General features: G+C 64.8%; 19 protein-coding genes. 14 read left to right on the top strand and 5 right to left on the bottom strand.

The features are described 5' to 3' along the window. The first annotated feature begins 59 nt into the window (after window positions 1-59). From ASU23_RS20320 to ASU23_RS20350, 7 genes are read left to right on the top strand one after another with little or no spacing between them, the layout of a single operon-like run. Window positions 60-896: a GNAT family N-acetyltransferase gene (locus ASU23_RS20320; protein WP_003944707.1), complete on the top strand. Its 837-nt coding sequence runs from the start codon at window positions 60-62 to the stop codon at window positions 894-896. Further along, complete coding sequence (locus ASU23_RS20325; RefSeq protein WP_054827837.1) at window positions 896-1795, top strand: 1-acyl-sn-glycerol-3-phosphate acyltransferase; 900 nt, start codon at window positions 896-898, stop codon at window positions 1793-1795. The genes ASU23_RS20320 and ASU23_RS20325 overlap by 1 nt, the downstream gene beginning before the upstream one ends. Window positions 1796-1847: 52 nt before the next feature. Then, on the top strand, window positions 1848-3077 hold the full coding sequence (locus ASU23_RS20330) for a cysteine desulfurase family protein (RefSeq protein ID WP_058038603.1): 1230 nt from the start codon (window positions 1848-1850) through the stop codon (window positions 3075-3077). Further along, entirely contained in the window at window positions 3077-4189 is a 1113-nt protein-coding gene (gene mnmA, locus ASU23_RS20335; protein WP_042447455.1) for a tRNA 2-thiouridine(34) synthase MnmA, read from the top strand. Before ASU23_RS20330 ends, mnmA begins: the two co-directional genes overlap by 1 nt. Continuing rightward, on the top strand, window positions 4186-5208 hold the full coding sequence (locus ASU23_RS20340) for a methionine synthase (RefSeq protein WP_058038604.1): 1023 nt from the start codon (window positions 4186-4188) through the stop codon (window positions 5206-5208). The genes mnmA and ASU23_RS20340 overlap by 4 nt, the downstream gene beginning before the upstream one ends. A gap of 60 nt (window positions 5209-5268) precedes the next feature. Continuing rightward, window positions 5269-7371 (top strand): NAD-dependent DNA ligase LigA, encoded by a 2103-nt coding sequence (gene ligA, locus ASU23_RS20345; RefSeq protein WP_058038605.1) that lies wholly within the window; start codon window positions 5269-5271, stop codon window positions 7369-7371. A gap of 47 nt (window positions 7372-7418) precedes the next feature. Continuing rightward, window positions 7419-7907 carry a GNAT family N-acetyltransferase gene (locus tag ASU23_RS20350; protein ID WP_058038606.1) on the top strand — a complete coding sequence of 163 codons (489 nt, stop codon included), beginning with the start codon at window positions 7419-7421 and terminating at the stop codon, window positions 7905-7907. 13 nt (window positions 7908-7920) lie between these two features. On the opposite strand, the gene ASU23_RS20355 is transcribed toward ASU23_RS20350, so the two are convergent. Beyond that, on the bottom strand, window positions 7921-8571 hold the full coding sequence (locus tag ASU23_RS20355) for an amino acid-binding protein (protein WP_003944719.1): 651 nt from the start codon (window positions 8569-8571) through the stop codon (window positions 7921-7923). 280 nt (window positions 8572-8851) lie between these two features. Between ASU23_RS20355 and gatC the strand changes: the two genes are divergently transcribed. Next, window positions 8852-9151 (top strand): Asp-tRNA(Asn)/Glu-tRNA(Gln) amidotransferase subunit GatC, encoded by a 300-nt coding sequence (gatC, locus tag ASU23_RS20360; RefSeq protein WP_003944747.1) that lies wholly within the window; start codon window positions 8852-8854, stop codon window positions 9149-9151. Then, the gene (gene gatA / locus ASU23_RS20365) at window positions 9148-10626 is read left to right on the top strand and encodes an Asp-tRNA(Asn)/Glu-tRNA(Gln) amidotransferase subunit GatA (protein WP_030535403.1); all 1479 of its coding nucleotides are present in this window, start codon (window positions 9148-9150) and stop codon (window positions 10624-10626) included. The genes gatC and gatA overlap by 4 nt, the downstream gene beginning before the upstream one ends. A 57-nt stretch (window positions 10627-10683) precedes the next feature. On the opposite strand, the gene ASU23_RS20370 is transcribed toward gatA, so the two are convergent. Together ASU23_RS20370 and ASU23_RS20375 are read right to left on the bottom strand one after the other, a co-directional pair. Further along, window positions 10684-12084 (bottom strand): alpha/beta-hydrolase family protein, encoded by a 1401-nt coding sequence (locus ASU23_RS20370; RefSeq protein WP_058038607.1) that lies wholly within the window; start codon window positions 12082-12084, stop codon window positions 10684-10686. Then, window positions 12081-12755, bottom strand: a complete 675-nt coding sequence (locus tag ASU23_RS20375) for a hypothetical protein (protein WP_058038838.1) — start codon at window positions 12753-12755, stop codon at window positions 12081-12083. The genes ASU23_RS20370 and ASU23_RS20375 overlap by 4 nt, the downstream gene beginning before the upstream one ends. Window positions 12756-12919: 164 nt before the next feature. Between ASU23_RS20375 and ASU23_RS20380 the strand changes: the two genes are divergently transcribed. The 4 genes from ASU23_RS20380 (at window position 12920) to gatB (ending at window position 17550) form a co-directional block, all read left to right on the top strand. Next, on the top strand, window positions 12920-14194 hold the full coding sequence (locus ASU23_RS20380) for a sensor histidine kinase (RefSeq protein ID WP_058038608.1): 1275 nt from the start codon (window positions 12920-12922) through the stop codon (window positions 14192-14194). 9 nt (window positions 14195-14203) lie between these two features. Then, window positions 14204-14866 carry a response regulator transcription factor gene (locus tag ASU23_RS20385; protein WP_007729374.1) on the top strand — a complete coding sequence of 221 codons (663 nt, stop codon included), beginning with the start codon at window positions 14204-14206 and terminating at the stop codon, window positions 14864-14866. 115 nt (window positions 14867-14981) lie between these two features. Then, a complete protein-coding gene (locus tag ASU23_RS20390; RefSeq protein ID WP_019747919.1) occupies window positions 14982-16013 on the top strand; it encodes an ATP-dependent 6-phosphofructokinase in 1032 nt (343 codons plus the stop codon). A gap of 25 nt (window positions 16014-16038) precedes the next feature. After that, window positions 16039-17550, top strand: a complete 1512-nt coding sequence (gene gatB / locus ASU23_RS20395) for an Asp-tRNA(Asn)/Glu-tRNA(Gln) amidotransferase subunit GatB (RefSeq protein WP_007729370.1) — start codon at window positions 16039-16041, stop codon at window positions 17548-17550. An 88-nt stretch (window positions 17551-17638) separates the two neighbouring features. On the opposite strand, the gene ASU23_RS20400 is transcribed toward gatB, so the two are convergent. Further along, on the bottom strand, window positions 17639-18685 hold the full coding sequence (locus tag ASU23_RS20400) for an NAD(P)-dependent alcohol dehydrogenase (protein WP_042447438.1): 1047 nt from the start codon (window positions 18683-18685) through the stop codon (window positions 17639-17641). Between the two features lie 126 nt (window positions 18686-18811). After that, window positions 18812-19942, bottom strand: coding sequence for a sorbosone dehydrogenase family protein (locus ASU23_RS20405; protein ID WP_003944688.1), 1131 nt, complete (start codon window positions 19940-19942; stop codon window positions 18812-18814). Between the two features lie 90 nt (window positions 19943-20032). On the opposite strand from ASU23_RS20405, the gene ASU23_RS20410 reads away from it, so the two are divergent. After that, window positions 20033-20860, top strand: coding sequence for a DoxX family protein (locus tag ASU23_RS20410; RefSeq protein ID WP_003944742.1), 828 nt, complete (start codon window positions 20033-20035; stop codon window positions 20858-20860). Window positions 20861-20922: the final 62 nt, after the last annotated feature.

The following is a 20922-nucleotide window of genomic DNA, read 5'->3' on the forward strand; positions in this document are numbered from 1 at the left end:
GCATCGGCATGTCACTTCGTCGATACCGAGACGCCGTTCGCGCTCGATAAACCTTGCGCATGACAATTACGTCAGTCCTTCGCTCCGCGAGTGACAATCTCGGCCGTGAGGTCGCCCAGCCGAGATATTCCCTGATCGTCTCCTCCGACCGCGAGCATCGTGTCGCTGCGCAGCGCCTTCGATACCGAGTGTTCGCCTCCGAGCCAGGCTTCTCCCTCCCCGCTTCGGCCGGGGTGTTCGAACTCGACGCCGACGCCTTCGACGAATTCTGTGATCATCTTCTCGTTCGCGACAACATCACCGAGGAGTACGTCGGCTGCTACCGAATGCTGCCGCCGGATTCCGCTGCGGCGGCCGGTGGGTATTACACCGCAACGGAATTCGACATCTCCGCGCTCGATCCGGTGGCGAACAGGATCGTCGAAATGGGTCGCGCGTGCGTCGATCCCGCTCACCGCACCGGATCCGTCCTGAGCCTGATGTGGTCGGGCATCCTGCACTATCTCGAATTGACCGGATACGAGTGGGTGATGGGCTGCGTCTCCGTGCCCGTCTTGCCGAGCCCCGATTCAATTGCCGGCGCCGATGTCCGCGGCGTCCGTGACTTCGTGATGAACAAGCACGCCAGTCCGGGGTCGCGGCGGGTGATCCCACGAAACCCGGTGGTCCTCGGGGGTCTGACGCTCGACGAGATCGCCGCACCGGAACGCGTGACGATGCCACCGTTGCTCCGTGGTTACTTGCGGATGGGCGCGATGATCTGCGGGGAACCTGCTCACGATCCCGAGTTCGGTGTGGCCGATTTTGTTGCGCTGCAAGGCCTTCACTCCGCCAACAAGCGGTACCTCGAACGGCTGCGATCGGCGGCCGCCGCACACGAGTCGGGGATCGGCTGATGACCGCGGCGGTGCCGTACTGGGTGCCGACGAGCCCCTGCGGCGACGGGTGCCTACCCGCGGACGCACCCGGTGTGTCGAGTATCACCGTGATGGCCCGCGGGGTCATGGTCGGTGCCGCACTGTTGACTGCGCCTGTGCTTTCGGCCGGCTGGCTCCTCCCGCGCACCTGGCGTACTGAGATGCAACGCGGATACTCGCGCGCGTTGCTTCGTTGTCTGGGGATGAAGCTGACGGTCGACGACCAGCGGTTGGGGCGCGCGGAACCTGACGGGGTCATGGTTGTCGCCGGTCACGTGTCCTGGACCGACGTCCTCGTCGCGAGCGCCGTTGCTCCGGCCAACTTCGTCGCCCGCGCCGACCTGCTCGACTGGGCAGTGCTCGGCGGTCTCGCGCGCCGGATGCGCGTCGTCCCCATCGACCGCGCTCGCCTGCGTGAACTCCCCGGAACCGTCGACGTCGTTCGCGAACGCCTGCAGCGAGGTGTCCGGGTGATGGTGTTCCCCGAGGGAACGACCTGGTGCGGGCGGGCGTACGGCGGTTTTCGTCCGGCGATGTTCCAAGCAGCCGTCGACGCCGAATGCCCGGTTCAGCCGATGGCGATCCGCTACGAGAACGCCGACGGTTCCCTGTGCACCGGACCCTGCTTTGTCGGCACCGAAACGATCGGTCAGTCCATCCGTCGGATCCTGCGTCAGAAGAACGTCGAGGTGAAGGTCAGGCTGGCTCCGCTCGAGGAGGCAGGGGAGTGTCGAGCCGATCTCGCGCAGCGATGCGAGAGCGCCGTACGCGGCGTCGACATCATCGATCTGGCAGCTCACGACATCTTCGACCCCGCACCGGAACTCGTGACACAAGCCATGGGACAAATCGATCCTTCCCCGGCGATGAGCGCTTAGCCTGCTGAGCGAGGCTGGTCGAACTCTCGTGCTGGGCTATCCTTGTCAAGCCATGACTCTGCCTGCACACAGTGCCCACGCCGGATTTCCGGTGTACCTCGATCATGCCGCCACGACTCCGATGTCGGCAGCCGCTATCGAGGCGATGACCGATACCTTCAAAACCGTGGGCAACGCGTCCTCGCTGCACGGCTCCGGCCGTGCGGCCCGGCGCCGCGTCGAGGAATCGCGCGAATCGATCGCCGCCAGCCTGGGTGCGCGGCCGTCGGAGGTCATCTTCACCTCCGGAGGCACCGAGAGCGATAATCTCGCGGTCAAGGGCATCTACTGGGCTCGCCGTGACGCAGACCCGCGACGCACTCGCATCCTGGCCAGCTCCGTCGAGCATCATGCTGTGCTCGACGCCGTCGAGTGGCTCGAGCAGCACGAGGGCGCGCGCGTGACGTGGTTGCCGGTCGACGAGAACGGTGTCGTCGACCCGCAGACCTTGCGTGACGAGCTTTCCGTCCACGCCGACGAGGTAGCACTCGTGACGGTGATGTGGGCCAACAACGAGGTCGGCTCGATCATGCCGATCGTGGAGTTGGCGGAGATTTCGGCTGAGTTCGAGATTCCGATGCACAGCGACGCGGTTCAGGCAGTTGCACAATTGCCGGTCGATTTCGCGGCGAGCAAATTGGCCGCGCTGAGCATCGCGGCGCACAAGTTCGGTGGTCCGCACGGCGTCGGCGCGCTTCTGCTCGGACGCCAGGTTCCCTGTGTGCCGCTCCTTCACGGCGGCGGACACGAACGTGATCTGCGTTCGGGGACGCCGGACACCGCGGGAGTTGTCGGGATGGCTGCGGCGCTGCGCGCGAATGTCGCGAACTTCGATTCGAGCACAAGGGAATTGGCGAAGCTGCGTGACCGTTTGATCGGCGGGGTCCTGGAGATCCTTCCCGAGTCGGTGCTCAACGGCCCGACCGGTTCCGATCGGCTTCCCGGTAACGCGCACTTCACCTTCCCCGGTTGCGAGGGCGATTCGTTGTTGATGCTGCTCGACGCTGCCGGTATCGAATGTTCCACCGGTTCGGCCTGCACCGCCGGTGTGGCCAGGGCCAGCCACGTCTTGATTGCGATGGGCGTCGAATCGCCCGTCGCGCGTGGCTCACTGAGATTTTCGCTCGGACATACGTCGAGTGTCACCGATGTGGACGCGCTCATCGCTGCGCTTCCACAAGTAGTAGAGCGCGCTCGGGCCGCCGGTCTTGCCGGTGCCGGTTCGCGTGGAGGGGATCGCTGATGCGAGTACTCGCAGCCATGAGCGGAGGTGTCGACTCCGCTGTCGCCGCCGCCCGCGCTGTCGCCGCCGGACACGACGTCGTCGGCGTTCATCTTGCTTTGTCCACGGCGCCGGGCGCATTGCGGACGGGTTCGCGTGGATGCTGCTCGAAGGAAGATGCCGGCGACGCCAGGCGCGCCGCCGACGTTCTCGGAATACCCTTCTACGTCTGGGATTTCGCCGATCGCTTCAAGGAAGACGTGATCGACGACTTCGTGGCGTCGTACGCAGCGGGTGAGACCCCCAATCCGTGCCTGCGCTGCAACGAGAAGATCAAGTTCACCGCACTCGCCGACCGTGCAGTCGCTCTCGGCTTCGATGCCGTGGCGACCGGTCATTACGCGCGCCTCGAAGACGGCGTCCTACGCCGGGCGGTCGACGCGGACAAGGACCAGTCGTATGTCCTCGGTGTGCTGACGGCTGAGCAGCTTTCGCGAGCGATGTTCCCGATCGGTGACACACCGAAAGAACAGATCCGCGAGGAAGCCGCCGAGCGCGGTCTGGCTGTGGCGAACAAGCCTGACAGTCACGACATCTGCTTCATCCCGACCGGCGACACACGAGCATTCCTGGGTGCGCGCATCGGCGTTCGTCCGGGAAGCGTCGTCGACGCCGATTCGGGTGAAGTCCTCGCTGCACACGACGGCGTACACGGCTTCACGATCGGACAGCGCAAGGGTCTCGGCGTCGAAGGTCCGGCGGGTGACGGCCGTCCGCGGTACGTGACCGCGATCGAGCCCGAAACCGGAACGGTCCGAGTGGGTTCGGCCAAGAATCTCGACGTCTGGGCCATCTCGGCGCAGCGTGCGATCTGGACCTCGGGCCAGGCGCCGGAGGGCCCCGTCGAATGCATGGTGCAGGTTCGTGCGCACGGTGGACTGGCGCAGGCCGTTGCGGAGGCCGTCGACGACGGTACTTCGAGCGGCGGTATCTCGATCTCGTTGCGCGAACCACTGACCGGCGTCGCAAAGGGACAGGCCGTCGTGTTGTATCGCCCCGACCGAGAACTGGGCGACCAGGTTCTCGGCAGTGGCACCATCTCGGGCACCGAATCCGAGCCGAACACACTGTGACGCAGCAGGTTTCCATCGGTGGTCTCGTCACCGGAATCGGATCCTGGCCGGGCACGGATGCCCGCGAAAGTGCCGCAACCATCCTCGGTGAGCTGGGTGGTTTCCCGCATCTGGTGGAGTTGCCGAGCCGCGGTCTCGGCGCTGACATGGTCGGCCGGGCGGGGGCAATTCTGGTCGACATCAACCTCGACGCCTCGACCCGTGCCTATCGAGTCGTGCCTCGGCGGGGCAATGTCGCGAAGCGAGCCGAGGACTTTCTGAATCAGGATCTCGATGCGCTCGAGGAAGCCTGGGAGTCGGCGCGCTTGGTCGGCGGAGACCACGTCGTCAAGCTTCAAGTCGCCGGCCCGCTGACACTCGGCGCCGAGATCGAAGTCGCAAACGGTTCGCGAGTTCTCGTCGACCGCGGTGCGCTCCGCGACGTCGCAGAATCACTCGGTGAGGGTCTCGCGCGTCATGCGGCCGAGGTCACTCGCCGCACCGGCGCCGCAGTGGTGATTCAGTTGGACGAGCCGCAGATCGCGGCAGTTCTGGCCGGTTCGCTGCCTGGGCGCACCAAGATGGAGAGCGTTCCGGCACTGCCGGAACCCGAGGCACTCGCCGTACTCGACTCGACGATCAGCGGTTGCGGACTGCCCACAATCGTCCACAGTTGCGGCACAGACATGCCGTGGGATCTACTGAGGCGAAGCCAGGCGTTCGGCGTGAGCTTCGACATGTCGCTCATCGGCTCACGCGATCTCGACGGTATCGGCCAGTTGTTCGACGCCGGCAAGGAATTGGCGCTCGGTCTGGTTCCGTCCGTGGAGCCGGAAAAGCCGGTGACGTGGAAAGAGTGTGCGATGCCCGCCGTCACACTGGTAGATCGTCTCGGCTTCTCTCGTGAACTCCTGCAGACCCAGGTCGCGGTCACTCCGCGTTGCGGTCTTTCGGGTGCGAACCTCGACTGGGCTCGTGCCGCCCTTCGGCTGTGTACAGACGTCGGCAAGGCATTGGTGGACGATCCGTCGGCGTTCTAGTGTGTGCGTTCCGATGTGGAGTCGTGTGGTGTGTCGGTGTGAACCGATAATCTTCTAGCTGTGACTGAAACCGCGGATGCAATGCAGCCAGCGCCCAACGAGGCGCGCGAGCAGTGGACGGAGCTGGCCGAAGAGGTACGCCAGCATCAGTTCCGCTACTACGTTCGTGATGCGCCCGTCATTTCGGACGGTGCATTCGACACATTGCTCGGGCAGCTCAATGCTCTCGAAGAGCAGTACCCGGATCTGCGAACTCCCGACTCTCCGACGCAACTCGTCGGTGGCGGATTCGCGACGGACTTCACGTCCGTCGACCACCTCGAGCGGATGCTCAGCCTCGACAACGTCTTCGACGAGTCGGAGCTCCGAGCATGGATCGCCAAGGTCGAGCAGGAAACCGGGCCGGAACTGCACTATCTCTGTGAAGTGAAAATCGATGGTGTCGCCCTCAATCTCGTCTACGAGAACGGCAAACTCGTTCGTGCCGCAACCCGCGGTGACGGTCGTACGGGCGAGCTGGTCACGCTCAACGCTCTGACGATCAACGACATCCCGGAGCGCCTTACCGCCACGGACGAGTACCCGATTCCGAGCCTGCTCGAGGTGCGTGGCGAGGTGTTCTTCCGCCTCGAGGACTTCGCAGCACTCAATGCCTCCCTGGTGGAGGAGGGGAAGGCGCCGTTCGCCAATCCGCGCAACTCCGCGGCGGGCTCCCTGCGTCAGAAGAATCCTGCCGTCACCGCGCGTCGCCGCCTCGGAATGATCTGCCACGGGTTCGGGCGCATGGAAGGTTTCGAGCCGGCCTCGCAGTACGACGCCTACGTGGCCCTCGCCGCCTGGGGTCTGCCGGTGTCCACGCACACCTCACGGGTGGTCGGCGCCGACGCCGTGGTCGAGAAGATGAAGTACTGGGGAGAACACCGCCACGACGTCGAGCACGAGATCGACGGGTTGGTGGTCAAGGTAGACGAGATGTCGTTACATCGACGTCTGGGCACCACGTCGCGCGCACCACGGTGGGCTATCGCGTACAAGTACCCGCCGGAAGAGGTCACGACCAAGCTCCTCGACATCCGGGTCAGTGTCGGACGTACGGGTCGTGTGACGCCGTTCGCGTACATGGAACCCGTCACGGTGGCGGGTTCCACTGTGTCCTTGGCCACGCTGCACAACGGCTCGGAGGTCAAGCGCAAGGGTGTGCTGATCGGCGACACCGTGGTGTTGCGTAAGGCCGGAGACGTTATCCCCGAGGTCCTCGGGCCCGTGGCAGACGTTCGTGACGGTACCGAGCGCGAGTTCGTCATGCCGACGCATTGTCCCGAGTGCGGCACGTTGTTGGCACCCGCGAAAGAGGGCGACGTCGACGTGCGATGCCCCAATCAGCAGTACTGTCCGGCGCAGTTGCGCGAGCGCGTGTTCCACGTCTCGGGGCGCGGTGCATTCGACATCGAGGTGCTCGGGTACGAGGCCGCGACCGGGCTGTTGGAGGCGAAGGTCATCGGTGACGAGGGTGATCTCTTCTCACTCGACGCCGAGAAACTGATCGAAGTTCCGATCTTCCGCACCAATGCGGGATCCCTGTCCGCCAACGGAAAACGCTTGCTGGCCAACCTGGATTCGGCAAAGGACAAGCCGCTGTGGAGAGTGCTTGTGGCACTGTCGATTCGGCACGTCGGCCCCACTGCCGCGAGGGCGTTGGCCGGCGAATTCGGCTCGCTGCAACGCATTCGGGAAGCTTCGGTCGACGAGTTGGCTGCAGTCGACGGCGTCGGATCGACTATCGCCGCCGCCGTCGTGGAGTGGTTCTCCGTCGACTGGCACCAGCAGATCGTCGACAAGTGGGCGTCGGCCGGAGTACGCATGGAGGACGAACGCGACGATTCGATTCCGCGCAATCTCGAGGGTCTCTCGATCGTCGTCACCGGTTCGCTCGAGACCTACTCGCGTGATCAGGCGAAGGAAGCGATTCTGGTGCGCGGCGGCAAGGCGGCAGGGTCGGTCTCGAAGAAGACTGCGTTTGTCGTCGTCGGTGAAGCGCCCGGTTCCAAGCACGACAAGGCGGTCGAATTGGGTGTGCCGGTGCTCGACGAAGACGGCTTCCGGCGGTTGCTCGAAGATGGCCCGGATGCGGTCGCTCCCACCGATTTGGACGAATCAGAGTGACTTTGTCCGATTTCTGAGATTGGTGTGCTGGGTGCGATAGTGACGCCATGATCGAGATTCGTGAAGTTCTACCGGCTGAGTTCGAGACCGTCGGGGAGCTGACTGTGCAGTCGTACGTGGGTGGCGGATTTGTCACCGGCGGATCGCCGTACGCGGAGCGCCTGCGCGACACCGCAACTCGGGTGGAGCAGGGGCGGGTGCTGGTTGCGGTTCTCGGTGACGAAGTCGTGGGCTCGTTGACGATCGCAGAACCCGGCACGCCCTTCGCGGATGTTGCGCAGAAGGGCGAACTCGAGTTCCGCATGCTCGCAGTCTCGCCGCAAGCTCGGGGATCGGGCGCCGGAACCGCATTGGTTCGCGCAGTGATCGCCGAAGCCTACGACCGCGGCGATCACTCGGTGGTCATCTCGACGCAGCCCGAGATGGTCGATGCCCGTCGTATCTACGACCGCAACGGTTTCGTCCCCGATCCCGAGCGGGCGTGGGAGCCGATTCGCGGTATGGAACTGACCGTCATGGTTCGCGGCCTGGCCTGATCAGCCAGCCTGGTCAACCCAGTACCGTCGCCACGATTCCTGCGAGGTAGCCGAGGCGGGCTATCTCCGAAGGGCGGAATTCGGGCCCACCGGGACGACCGAGCATGAGGACTCGATTGCCGGAGCCGAGAGGTGCGGCAGCGAGGCTGGTGTTCATGTCGCGCCATACGTCCGGAACCCAGTCGGCCTCGCCGTCGAGGGCGGTGGGCTTGTCCAGTGGCATCCACGGAATGTCGGTGGCGTGGGTTTCCGGCGCGCCGGCGCTACCGACGACGCGGTACGCACCGTGCTTGCCGATGTCCGCGACGACGCACCAGCCGACTCGCAGTACACGCGGCGCGCCGTCGACGAGGACCTGTAGTCGATCGTTTCGGGCCGTCGCAACGGAATCTATGAGTTCGAGCTCACGGTGAGTGTCGAGAATCCCGGCGTAGGGGCGGATCGAATCGACCAGCACGTCCGGTAGATGCTCGGCAGCGGTGATCAAGGTGTCGGGCAGCGCGCCCGGTTCGACGTCGACCACGAGGTCGTCGATGGCAAAACCGTCACCTCGTTCCACGACGTCGAGGGAGAGGATGTCTGCGCCCACGGATCCGAGAGCTACGGCGAGCGCGCCGAGGCTGCCTGGTCGATCGGGCAGTTGGACGCGAAGCAGGTACGACACGTGCGTGCCTTTCGCTGATCGGTTCTCGCCCGGATCACGTCGACCCGGGCCTGACTCATCTTTGCACTTGCCCAACCTGCGATGGTGGGCGCCGCGGCGGCGTCACGCCAGATGCACATGCTTGTCACACGAGCGAAACACACTGCGGGCTTTCGGCGTGGCGATCGACACAGTGAGCGTGCTCGTCGTTCGATACAGCGGGCGTGCTTACAGGTCTGTCGCGGCGAGCAACTAGGCTGGACCGGCAATGTTCACGTCCTCTTCCGAAAGGGGCCCCGCGGTGCCTGCCATCTCCCGTGACGAGGTCGCGCACCTCGCGCGGCTGTCCAGACTCGCCCTGTCCGATGCCGAACTCGACGAGTTCGCCGGTCAGTTGGATTCGATTCTCAACCACGTCAAGGTGGTCACCGAGGTTGCCGCCGACGACGTCCCGCCCATGGCGAATCCCAATGCCGTCACCAACGTGACGCGCCCCGACGTGATCGTGCCCGGGTTGACCCCCGAGCAGGCATTGTCCGGAGCACCCGCAGTCGAACAGGATCGCTTTGCGGTTCCGCAGATCCTTGGAGAGGGCGAATGACCGATCTGACCACGCTGGACGCCGCTGAGCTGGCCGGCAAGATCCACTCGCGTGAGGTGTCCTCCGTAGAGGTCACGCAGGCGCATCTCGACCGCATCGCGGCCGTCGACACCGAGTACCACGCCTTCCTGCACGTTGCAGGCGAACAGGCTCTCGAAGCCGCCGCAGCAGTGGACAACTCGCTCGCAGGCGGAAACGAACCAGCTTCGGCACTCGCCGGCGTTCCGATCGCGTTGAAGGACATCTTCACCACGACGGACATGCCGACCACCTGTGCGTCGAAAATTCTCGAAGGCTGGGTCGCGCCGTACGACGCGACTCTGACCTCCAAGCTGCGCGCTGCCGGCATCCCGATCCTCGGCAAGACGAACCTCGACGAGTTCGCGATGGGCTCTTCGACCGAGAACTCGGCCTTCGGCCCGACGCGTAACCCGTGGGACGTCACCCGCATCCCCGGTGGCTCGGGCGGCGGTAGCGCAGCGGCGCTCGCGTCCCGTCAGGCCCCGCTGGCCATCGGCACTGACACCGGCGGTTCGATCCGTCAGCCCGCTGCGGTCACCGCGACAGTCGGAACCAAGCCGACGTACGGAACCGTCTCGCGCTTCGGACTCGTCGCGTGCGCGTCCTCGCTCGATCAGGGCGGCCCCTGTGGTCGCACCGTGCTCGACACCGCTCTGCTGCACGAGGTCATCGCCGGACACGATCCGCGTGACTCCACGTCCATCGACGCCCCCGTGCGTCCGGTCGTCGCCGCCGCACGCGAAGGTGCAAACGGCGACCTGCGCGGCGTCAAAGTCGGTGTGGTCAAGGAACTTCACTCCGACAGCTACCAGCCAGGCGTCATCGCTTCCTTCGATGCTGCCGTCGAGCAGCTCAAGGCACTCGGTGCCGAGGTTGTCGAGGTCTCGTGCCCGAGCTTCGAGCACGCGCTCGCGTCGTACTACCTGGTGCTGCCCAGTGAGGTCTCGTCCAACCTGGCCCGCTTCGACGCGATGCGCTACGGACTGCGTGTCGACGACGGCAACATGAGTGCCGACCAGGTCATGGCGGCAACCCGCGCCGCCGGTTTCGGTCCGGAGGTCAAGCGCCGCATCATGATCGGTACCTACGCACTGTCCTCGGGCTACTACGACGCCTACTACGGTTCGGCGCTCAAGGTCCGTACGCTCATCGCGCGCGATTTCGACAAGGCCTACGAGAAGGTGGACGTACTGGTCTCGCCGACCAGCCCGTTCACGCCGTGGAAGTTGGGGGAGAAGGTCGGCGATCCGTTGGCCATGTACCTCTCCGACCTGTGCACGCTGCCGACCAACCTGGCCGGACACTGCGCGATGTCGGTGCCCTCGGGTCTGTCCGCGGACGACAACCTGCCGGTGGGCTTGCAGATCATGGCGCCCGCCATGGCTGACGAGCGCCTCTACCGTGTCGGTGCCGCCTACGAAGCTGCACGCGGCCCGATCGCGACTGCGGTCTGACCTGTTTGCTGTGCGCCTTTATCAACCCCCCGCGGTTAATAAAGGCGCACAGCAGTTTCAGGAGCAAGTTCTCAGGGCCGTCCCCTGATCGGTTCCGTAGCGATGGCCGTGACCGGCGGGGACACCGAGCGAACCGAGCATGTCGACGGTGGTCTGCAAGAACGTGACACCCGGGATCCACTGCGGGATCGGTGCATCTTGCACGGCACGGCTCAGATCCGGTTTCTGTGTCGCGAGGGCAGGCGACCACCACACCACCGGGTCGGAAATGTTCGCGAGGACGGTTGCGCCGTCCGTTCGTGTCGCGCCGGCCGGGGGACCTGCCCACAACACGTCGCACGCGGTGGTGGGACTGCCCTCGGACAAAGCCTCGGTCAGTGCGGCGCTGCCGCCGACCGCGCCGAGGCTCTGTCCGTAGAGGAACAGGTCCGGTCGATCCTCGGCGGGCATAGCGGCAATGTGGCTGCCGACGGTGGTGAACAGGGCGGTGGCTGATTCCTCGGCGTCGTTGCGGCTGAACAGGAATGTCGCCCAACTGGGTGCGTCGGAGTATTGCTGCCCGACTATTGCGACGTCGCCGCCGAACCGTTGCTCGATACCGTCGACTGCATGCGTGTCGATCCACCCCGATCCGGTCGGAACGGCCACTACGACGCTGTTGCGGGTAAAGCCGCCGACGCGATCGAGTTCGCTCACCGCGAGCGCGGCACGTGATGCAGTGTCGGGTGCCGAATCCAAACCGGCGTAGACACGCACCGAGTCTTCGCCTGCTGCGACGAATTTGCGTCCCTCCGCCCCCATCGACGTCCACGAGATGAGAGATTCGGGGCTGCCTGACACAGAGGCCGAAAGTGGCTGTGTCAGAGCAGTGTCGATGTACGCGTTGGACTTGTCGAACGAATCGGCGAGGCCGTTCCACACGACGGGACCGACTACCAACTGCACCCCGAGAACACCCATGACCAGTGCGCCGACGCTCCGCGCGAAACCCATCCACCGCAGCGCCTTCGAAATTCCGATCCCGATGCCCCAGAGACCAAGTGCGGTCAGTGCTGCAATGCAACCCGCCTCCGCCCAGTGGAGAAGTCCGGCAGACGGTGCGCCCATCGCCGCTCGCAACGAGTTCTGCCAACCGGCGGCGGCGAACATCGCAACTGCGGTGCCGGCAGTCGACAACCCGAACGCGGTGATGCGCCAATGACGTTCGTCGAATCGGGCCTTGACCCGGTCGGGGACGAGCCGACGGGCTACCGCGGAGAACGCCCACATCGCCAGTAGTCCGGCCGCGACGAGCAGACCGCTGAACACCCCTTGTAGTACGGCTGATCGCGGCAGGAGTCCGGGAGCCAGCGAGATGGCGGACATCGCTGCCACGGCGACGCTCGTGGACACGCGGGGGAGTGCGAGCGCCCCGACTCGGGCGAGGACGGGGGTCCGTGACGCATTCAGAACGCTCATGCTGCAATCGCTTTCGGGGAGTAGGAGAACTCGTTCGACGGGTCGAGGCGCTGCGATCGCATCAGGGTGAAGCCGAAGGCGGAGACTGCCAGAACACCGGCCGTGCCGTAACCGAATCCCGATTCCGCGACCGGCGTCAGATAGCTTTGGCGCCAGGAGTTTCCGTTCACAGCCGTGACGGCTACATCGGCCATCGCGAAGCAATACCCTCGTGAGAGAAAGGACGTGCGGTCTTCACACGCGGCATGCATTCGCTGGTCGAGCTGACCGTCGAGGACCTGACGTGCCCACGGCCCCAGTTCCGTTCCGTGCGAATGCGCGTAGCGGAGTAGGTCGTAGCCGAGATCGTGCGCTTTGCAGGCCGAGTCGAATTCGTCGGGAAGTGGGACCGGCGACGAGCAGTCGCCGTGGGGATTGGCGAGGTATCCGTCGACGACGGCGGGGGTGTAACCGGCGAATGCCGCAAAGTCCGCCGGGATGGTGGTCGCAGCGTCAGCGGCATCCGCAGTAGTCACGGTGGCGATCGCCCTGGATGCGTTCGAATTCTCGGTGCGGGGCGACTGGGCTCCGCTCGCTCCGGCAGTGACCGTGATCGCTGCCGTTGCAGCCAGCGCCAGGGCAGCCCAGGTGCCGGCGCTTCGAGAGATGTCTTTCACCCGTGTGATCCGCATGCCGTTCACGCTATGAACGGACAATCCTGGCGGTCATCGCTCTGTGGAGGGGTTCTCCGACGCGCATTCGGGTGAGAATTCCCTCCCCTGTGATACCTCGGAGGTAGGGGGATCTCACTCTGCAGTATGAGGACTTTCGGGGTTCGCCTTCATAGGCTTGACGAGTGATCAAGGTCCGTAGGAAGAACAAGGGTGCACCGGATGTGCCCGCGCCGACATACGCCTCCGCCGGGTCGATGCTGTCCGGCCTCGACGGGGCGGTCGTTCATTCGGAGAAAGTGCGTAGGGCAACCAGTTTCGTGGCCCGCGGTCAGTTCTGGAACATCGTCATCGTAGCGATCACTCTGATCCTCTATTCGATTGCCTGGCCGACACTGCAACTGACGCATCATGTTTCGCCGCCGATCATGCCCTTCGTCGCCGCGTTGGCTGCATTTCCGTTCGTCCTGATCCGGATCAACGCTCCGTTGGGGTGGGCGGTGTCGGCGGTCTCGGCGTTGATCATCCCGTTGGTGTTCGACAACACTCCCGGTTACGGCTACCCGTGGCAGGTCGTCCACATCATCGTGCTGATGTCGTTGCTGGCCGCAGTGAGTCTGCGGGCGCCCATTCAGGTTGTCGGTGTCGCCTGGATCGCCACAGTGCTGCTCTTTCTCGGCAACGCCCCGGGAAGCGACGGCGCCGGTTGGGCTGTCGGGCTGAGTGCCCTGGTCGTCTTCTGCCTGTTGATCCGCTGGTTGGTTCTCTCGCGCCGCCAGTTGGCCAAGCAGGAGGAAGTCAGTGAGCTCGAGCGCACACGGCGCACGATCCTCGAGGAGAAGGCGCGGATCGCCCGCGACTTGCACGACATCGTGGCCCACCACATGTCGATGGTGGTCGTGCAAGCTCAGAGTGCGCCGTACAGACTCGATGCAGTCACTCCGGAGATCCGAACCGAATTCGAATCGATAAGTGAGACAGGGCGAGCAGCGCTCAACGAGATCCGTGGCCTCCTCGGAGTCCTGCGCAGCGACGGGGACACCGTGGTGACGGCTCCACAACCGGGCGTCGACCAGTTGGACGAACTGTTGCTCGGCAGTACCCGTGCCGGTTTGCCGGTATCGTGGCGAGTCGACGGCGATCGAGCGTCGGTCTCGGAATCCACGGGCCTTGCGCTCTACCGGATCATTCAGGAGTCGATCACCAACGCGGCCAGGCATTCGCCAGGCGGACCCATTGAGGTCGCCGTGGCCTTCGGTCCGCAATCGGTGAGCGCGCTCGTGAACAACGGACCTTCGCCATTGGGTGGCAATCAGCACTCGGCGTCGGAAACCACTGGTGGCAACGGAATCCGCGGAATGCGAGAGCGGGCTTCGGCGGTGGGCGGCATGCTGCTGGCAAACCGGCGACAGGACGGAGGGTTCGAGGTCCGGGCCGAGTTGCCGTCGATGCCCGCCTAGGCTGTCCGAGTGCCCATCACAGTATTCATCGCAGACGACCAGGCGATGGTTCGACAAGGGTTCGGAGCCCTACTCTCCGCCCAGCCCGACATCAGCGTGATCGGCGATGCGCCGGACGGCAAGATCGCCGTCGCCGAGGTCGCGCGATTGCGTCCGGATGTGGTCTTGATGGATGTTCGCATGCCCGAGATGAACGGACTCGACGCTGCCCGCCAGATTCTGTCCGCCGGATGGGAACCACCGGTGCGAGTCCTCATGCTCACCACTTTCGACATCGACGACTACGTCTACGAGGCACTGAGCGTCGGGGCGAGCGGTTTCATGCTCAAGGACGCACCGGCTGAGGAGCTGATTCGGGCGGTACGCGTCGTTGCCGAAGGGCAGGCTTTGCTGGCGCCGACGGTGACTCGGCGTCTGATTGCCGATGTGACCAGCCGGCGGGCGGCCCCGCGCGCACGGCCCGCAGCGCTGGACGCCCTGACCCCGCGTGAGCGCGAGGTCCTCGAACTGATCGCCCGCGGATTGTCCAACGTCGAGATCGCCGAGCGGCTGTTCGTCGCCGAGCAGACCGTCAAGACCCATGTCGGGAAGGTGCTGTCGAAGCTCGATCTGCGCGATCGCGCCCAGGCAGTCGTGCTGGCGTACGAAAGCGGGCTCGTCACGCCGGGTTAGGGGTCCCGTGCGGCGCGGCGTTGCGGCTCGGCAACGCCGCTATCCTGCGGCAATACGGTGACTGGGGGAAGATGGACACCAAGATCCACAATCCGGTCACGAGAGGTGCTGCACTATGCGAATCGGAATCCTCACGGGCGGCGGCGACTGCCCGGGCTTGAACGCGGTCATCCGCGCCGTCGTACGTACGTCGGCCGGTCGTTACGGCAGTACCGTGGTCGGATTCCGGGACGGCTGGCGAGGATTGCTCGAGGACCGCAAGGTCCCGCTCGACTCCGATGACCGCATCAACCGCATCCTCACCCGCGGTGGCACGATCCTCGGCACCGCTCGCGTGAACCCCGACAAACTCCGTGCGGGCCTCGATCAGATCAAGCAGACTCTCGACGACAACGGGATCGACGTCCTGATCCCGATCGGCGGCGAAGGCACTCTCACCGCGGCCAGTTGGCTTTCCGAGAGCGGCGTACCCGTGATCGGTGTGCCCAAGACGATCGACAACGACATCGATTGCACTGACGTGACTTTCGGTTTCGACACCGCCTTGGCTGTCGCCACCGACGCCATCGACAGGCTCCACACAACCGCCGAATCGCACCAGCGCGTCATGCTCGTCGAGGTCATGGGCCGGCATGCGGGCTGGATCGCGCTGCAGGCCGGACTGGCGTCGGGGGCGCACCTGACTCTGGTTCCGGAACAGCCGTTCGACGTCGACGAGGTGTGCGCGATGGTCAAGAAGCGCTTCCAGCGTGGCGACTCCCACTTCATCTGCGTCGTGGCTGAAGGTGCGATGCCCGATCCCGCGTCGATGACTCTGCGCGAAGGTGGCATAGACGAGTTCGGCCACAAGATCTTCACCGGTGTCGCGCAGCAGCTCGGAAACGAGATCGAGCGCCGCATCGGCAAGGAAGTTCGCACCACCGTCCTCGGGCACATTCAGCGCGGTGGCACCCCGACGCCGCACGACCGCATCCTCGCCACTCGCTTCGGCGTTCATGCCACCGACGCAGCTCACCGCGGAGATTTCGGTCAGATGGTCGCGTTGCACGGAACGTCCATCGACCTCGTTCCGCTCGCCGAGGCGACCCGCAAACTCAAGACGGTGCCCAAGGAGCGCTACGAGGAGGCAGCCGCATTCTTCGGCTGAGCCGCAGACGCATAAACTGATCACCATGACTGCTGTCGATGCGCCCGACATCCTCGATTACGACGAAGTACTGACCAAGTACGAGCCTGTGATGGGTATGGAGGTGCACGTAGAACTCGGCACCGCGACCAAGATGTTCTGCCCGTGCCCCACCGAGTTCGGTGCCGAACCCAATACCCAGGTGTGCCCGGTCTGTCTGGGCATGCCCGGTTCGTTGCCGGTGGTGAACGCAGCCGCTGTCGAGTCCGCGATCCGGATCGGCCTTGCGCTCAACTGCTCCATCACGCCGTGGGGCCGATTCGCACGCAAGAACTACTTCTACCCGGATCAGCCGAAGAACTACCAGATCTCCCAGTACGACGAGCCGATCGCAACCGAGGGTTACCTCGACGTGATCCTCGACGACGGCACGACGTGGCGCGTCGAGATCGAGCGCGCCCACATGGAAGAGGACACCGGTAAGTCCCTCCACGTGGGTGGCGCTACCGGTCGTATCCACGGTGCCAGCCATTCGCTGCTCGACTACAACCGTGCGGGCGTTCCCTTGGTGGAGATCGTCACCAAGACCATCCACGGTGCCGGTGAGCGCGCCCCCGAGGTAGCTCGCGCGTACGTCACGGCGCTTCGTGATCTGCTGAAGTCCCTCGACGTCTCCGACGTCCGCATGGACCAGGGATCGATGCGCTGCGACGCCAACATCTCCCTCATGCCGATCGGTTCCACCGAACTGGGGACCCGCACCGAGACCAAGAACGTCAACTCCCTCAAGAGCGTCGAGGTCGCAGTTCGCTACGAAATGCGCCGTCAGGCAGCAGTTCTCGACGCCGGCGGTGAGGTCATCCAGGAGACCCGCCATTTCCAGGAAGGCGACGGCACCACCGCAGCGGGACGCCGGAAGGAGACGGCCGAGGACTACCGCTACTTCCCGGAACCGGATCTCGAGCCCGTCGCTCCGAGCGCCGAGTGGGTCGAAGAACTGCGCGGTACCTTGCCGGAGCTTCCCTGGATTCGCCGTGCGCGGATCCAGAAGGACTGGGGAATCTCCGACGAGGTCATGCGCGACCTCGTCAATGCCGGTGCCATCGATCTGGTGATCGCGACCACCGAGGCCGGTGCTTCGCCCGAGGCAGCGCGCTCCTGGTGGCTGTCCTACCTGTCACAGCAGGCGAACACCCGTGGCGTCGAACTCGGTGCTCTGCCGATCACCCCGGCGCAGGTTGCCCAGGTCGTAGCTCTCATCGACAGCGGCAAGCTCAACAACAAAGTGGCTCGCCAGGTCGTCGATCACGTCCTCGACGGCGAGGGTGACCCGGAGCAGGTTGTCGCGGCCCACCCGGAGTTGGTCGTCGAACGTGACGAAACCAAGCTCAAGGCAGCCGTCGACGAAGCGCTCGCAGCGAACCCCGACATCGCGGACAAGATTCGCAGTGGCAAGGTGCAGGCCGCCGGAAAGATCGTCGGCGACGTCATGAAGGCCACTCGTGGACAGGCAGACGCGGCTCGTGTGAAGGAACTTGTCATCGAGGCGTGCAGCTAGCGCACACTGAATTTCTGACACTGATGCCCGGCCGAATCGAATTCGGCCGGGCATCAGTGTTTTTCGCTGTCGTTTTGCCGCTGTCGGTCTACAGACCAGGGACCACAACCGCGCGGCCGCTGAGCGTTCCGGCGGCTAGTCGTCGATACGCTTCGGCGCCGTTGTCGAGACTGAAGGTCTCCACCGCGATGTCGAAGATGCCGGCGTGCGCCAGGTCGATCAATTCGATCAGCTCGTTGCGGGCACCCCAGTACGGAACTGTCACAGAAGCCTCGTAAGGACTTTGGAAGAACCCGACTTTGGCATGGGCCTGCCCGTCGCCGATCCCGACGATGGTGACGTCCGATCCGACGCCGGCGACAGCCATCGCGGTGTCGATGGTGGGCTGATAGCCGACGAAGTCGAGAACCAGTGCGGCGCCCTGACTTCCGGTGATCCTGCGGACGTTCTCGGCCGCGTCCTTGTCGGACAGAACCACTTCGTGAGCGCCTACCTTGGTTGCCAGTTCGAGCTTGTCCGCGCTCACGTCGAGTGCGATGACGGTTGCTGCCGAGAGGTGGCGGAGGAGTTGGATGGCGACATGGCCGAGACCGCCGGTACCGATGACGACGGCGTACGAGCCACCGCGAAGTTTCGGCAGTGAACGCTTGATCGCGTGATACGGAGTCAGACCGGCGTCGGTCAGCGGCACCGTCTTGACCGGGTCGAGGTCGCCGATCGGGACGAGGTGGCGAGGTGAATCGACGATCATGAATTCGGCCAACGCGCCGGGTGCACCGAGACCCGGAGGATTGATGCCGAGTTCTTTTGCTCGAGAACAGTAGTTTTCGAGTCCTTGCGAGCAGTGCCAACAGCTGCCACAGCCCCAGGGTCCGTAGACGACGACATTGGTTCCGATGTCGAGTCCTTCGACGCCCTCGCCGACGGCCGCGACCCGGCCGGCGCCTTCGTGGCCGAGCGTGAGAGGAAGGCCGTAGGTGTACTGCTCTTCGGGCAGGCTCATGATGAAGTCGTCCGAGTGGCAGACGCCGGCAGCGGTGACTTCCAGGAGCACTTCACCTGGACCGGGCTCGGGTTTGGGAATCTCCGTGAGTTCGGGTTCTGCGCCGATTCTCGTGTACTGGATTGCCTTCATACCGACTCCTTTGTCGTGGTTGGCCAACCGGTCCTGGCAAATGCGTGGTGTTTAGCCCCGCTAACAAAAGAGTACGCATCTGTGCATGTTCGGTCACGGGATCCGTGACCGAACAGACATGGCGGCTCAGTCGATCCCGCCGCTGCCACTCGGCATCGGGATCTTGACCACCTTGTCGTCGTTCGGACCCGGCTCGCCCGCGGTTTTGTTTATCGTGCTCGCCCACATCAAACCGTCGGATCCGAGTGCCAAACCGCCCAGCTGGCCGTACGTGTCTTTCGCCACTGCCGACGGCGCGGTCGTGACGGCACCTGTTCCTGGATCTGCGGCCAGCGCCGAGATCGCTTTGCCGGCCCCCAGCGCGACAGCTACCACTCCCTGCGCCGCGATGCACCCGCCGACTCCGGGGCGGTCGGGCCACGTCCACGCGGGGGATGTCACCGTGCCGTCGGCGCCGACGCGTTGGAGGCGATCCTCGAGAGTGGTTCGGTCCGTGACCCACGTCGCGATTCCCGGATCGACGCACACGCCGCCGCCGTTTCCGATTCCGGACAGAACAACTTCCGGGCGAGGCGGCGCAGCGTTGGGTGTCAGCGATCGGACCCGCAAGAGTTTCCCCGCCAACGAGGCGGGATCCTGAGCAACCGCAGGGTTTCCGGTATCGCCTGTCAGAACCATGAGCTGGTCCGGGGCCGCGAACTCCAGTGACCCGCCGTTGCCGCTCGCGCCGCGCGGGATTCCACCGAGTACTTCCTTGGCGGTGTCACCCGGAGCGATGCGGACCACCCGGTTGTCCGTTCCGGTGGTGACGTAGGCATAGATCAAGTTGTCTTCGACAAACGTGGGGGAGAGTGCGATGTCGAGCAGGCCGCCGTCACCGCTGCCGTCGACGTCGATCTTGGCTACCTCGACCGGTGTCGTGTTGGGAGCTACCTGCATGATCCGGCCGGTCCGCCGTTCGGCGACCAGTCCGGAGTTCCCGTCCGGGAGTGTGACGAGCCCACCCGTGGTGTCGAGACAGGTTGCGATCACGGCGGTGTCGGCATCCTGACACGGTCCGAGGGGGCCGGTCCGCGGCGCCGGCGGCGTGGTCGACGGCGGCGGGTTCTCCGGCTGCACTTCCGCGCTGGCCTGGTTGGTCGGTTCGGGTGTGAACGGCGAGGCAGTCGATTCGTCGAAGTCGGCGCAACCTGCGAGCAACGATGTCCCGAGCACCAGCGCCAGTGCGCCCAGCGCTGCATGCCTACCCGTAGTCATGCCCAAGACGTTACGTAATGCACGGCAGATGCCGCCACGCCGGACCAAGGTTCCCCGTCGAGTTCGTGAATCGGTCATAGGCTCACCTACGTGACTGACGAGCGAAAAGATCCCAGCGAGTTGTCGGATGCGGACAAGCCGACGGGCAATGTGTCCAGTCCGTATGATTCGCCCACCGAACAATTTCCGACGGTGAGCGCCAAGAATCCGTTGCCACGGACCGACGACGATCTCGATTTCGGTTCCACGAACGCCAACTCCCTGACCGAACAGATACCGACATACCGAGCACCTGGCGCGGATCAGCCGACCGTGGCTCTCGAGCGTGAGACGGCGTACGACGCTCCGATCGCCGCCGTTCCCACCGCCGAAGCCGTGGCAGGTACAACTGAGTCTCCGCGGGGCCGAGGCACTCTCGACCTCGGGTTGCTTGCACTGCGATTGGCCGTCGGTGGAACTGCGTTGGTGCACGGTCTGCAGAAGTTGACCGGTATCTGGAACGGGCCGGGGCTGAACGGGTTCGAGTCGATGCTGGCGGACGCCGGGTTCCAGCAGGCGAAGTGGATGGCGATACTCGGCGCCGTCGGTGAAGTCGCAGGTGGCGCCCTCCTGATCCTCGGGTTGCTGACTCCCGTTGCGGCAGCGTCGGTTCTGGCGGTGATGATCAATGCGTGGGCGCTGCGTCAGGCGAGCGCACCCGGCCTGGAGTACTTCGCCCCGGCCGGGACCGAGTACGAGATGCTGCTCGGAATCTGTGCGGGCGTCATCATTTTGACGGGACCAGGTCGTATTGCGCTCGACGGTCGTCGTGGCTGGGCAACTCGTCCGTTTATCGGATCGCTCGTGGTTTTGATCCTCGGTATCGCTGCCGGCGTCTGCACCTGGATCTTCCTGAACGGTGCCAATCCGCTCATCTGAAACTCGCGCCGTCGAACAAACGAACCGCCGCTCTCCGAATCGGAGAGCGGCGGTTCGTTTGT

This window comes from Rhodococcus sp. KB6, from assembly GCF_001445685.1.
In the GTDB taxonomy this organism is placed as follows: Bacteria; Actinomycetota; Actinomycetes; order Mycobacteriales; family Mycobacteriaceae; genus Rhodococcus_F; species Rhodococcus_F qingshengii.

Coding starts and splice junctions, on each gene's coding strand:
- ASU23_RS20390 (WP_019747919.1), top strand. CDS start 14,982: ATGCGAATCGGAATCCTCACGGGCGGCGGCGACTGCCCGGGCTTGAAC.
- ASU23_RS20320 (WP_003944707.1), top strand. CDS start 60: ATGACAATTACGTCAGTCCTTCGCTCCGCGAGTGACAATCTCGGCCGT.
- ASU23_RS20405 (WP_003944688.1), bottom strand. CDS start 19,942: ATGACTACGGGTAGGCATGCAGCGCTGGGCGCACTGGCGCTGGTGCTC.
- ASU23_RS20400 (WP_042447438.1), bottom strand. CDS start 18,685: ATGAAGGCAATCCAGTACACGAGAATCGGCGCAGAACCCGAACTCACG.
- ASU23_RS20350 (WP_058038606.1), top strand. CDS start 7,419: ATGATCGAGATTCGTGAAGTTCTACCGGCTGAGTTCGAGACCGTCGGG.
- ASU23_RS20375 (WP_058038838.1), bottom strand. CDS start 12,755: ATGCGGATCACACGGGTGAAAGACATCTCTCGAAGCGCCGGCACCTGG.
- ASU23_RS20370 (WP_058038607.1), bottom strand. CDS start 12,084: ATGAGCGTTCTGAATGCGTCACGGACCCCCGTCCTCGCCCGAGTCGGG.
- ASU23_RS20325 (WP_054827837.1), top strand. CDS start 896: ATGACCGCGGCGGTGCCGTACTGGGTGCCGACGAGCCCCTGCGGCGAC.
- mnmA (WP_042447455.1), top strand. CDS start 3,077: ATGCGAGTACTCGCAGCCATGAGCGGAGGTGTCGACTCCGCTGTCGCC.
- gatA (WP_030535403.1), top strand. CDS start 9,148: ATGACCGATCTGACCACGCTGGACGCCGCTGAGCTGGCCGGCAAGATC.
- gatB (WP_007729370.1), top strand. CDS start 16,039: ATGACTGCTGTCGATGCGCCCGACATCCTCGATTACGACGAAGTACTG.
- ASU23_RS20330 (WP_058038603.1), top strand. CDS start 1,848: ATGACTCTGCCTGCACACAGTGCCCACGCCGGATTTCCGGTGTACCTC.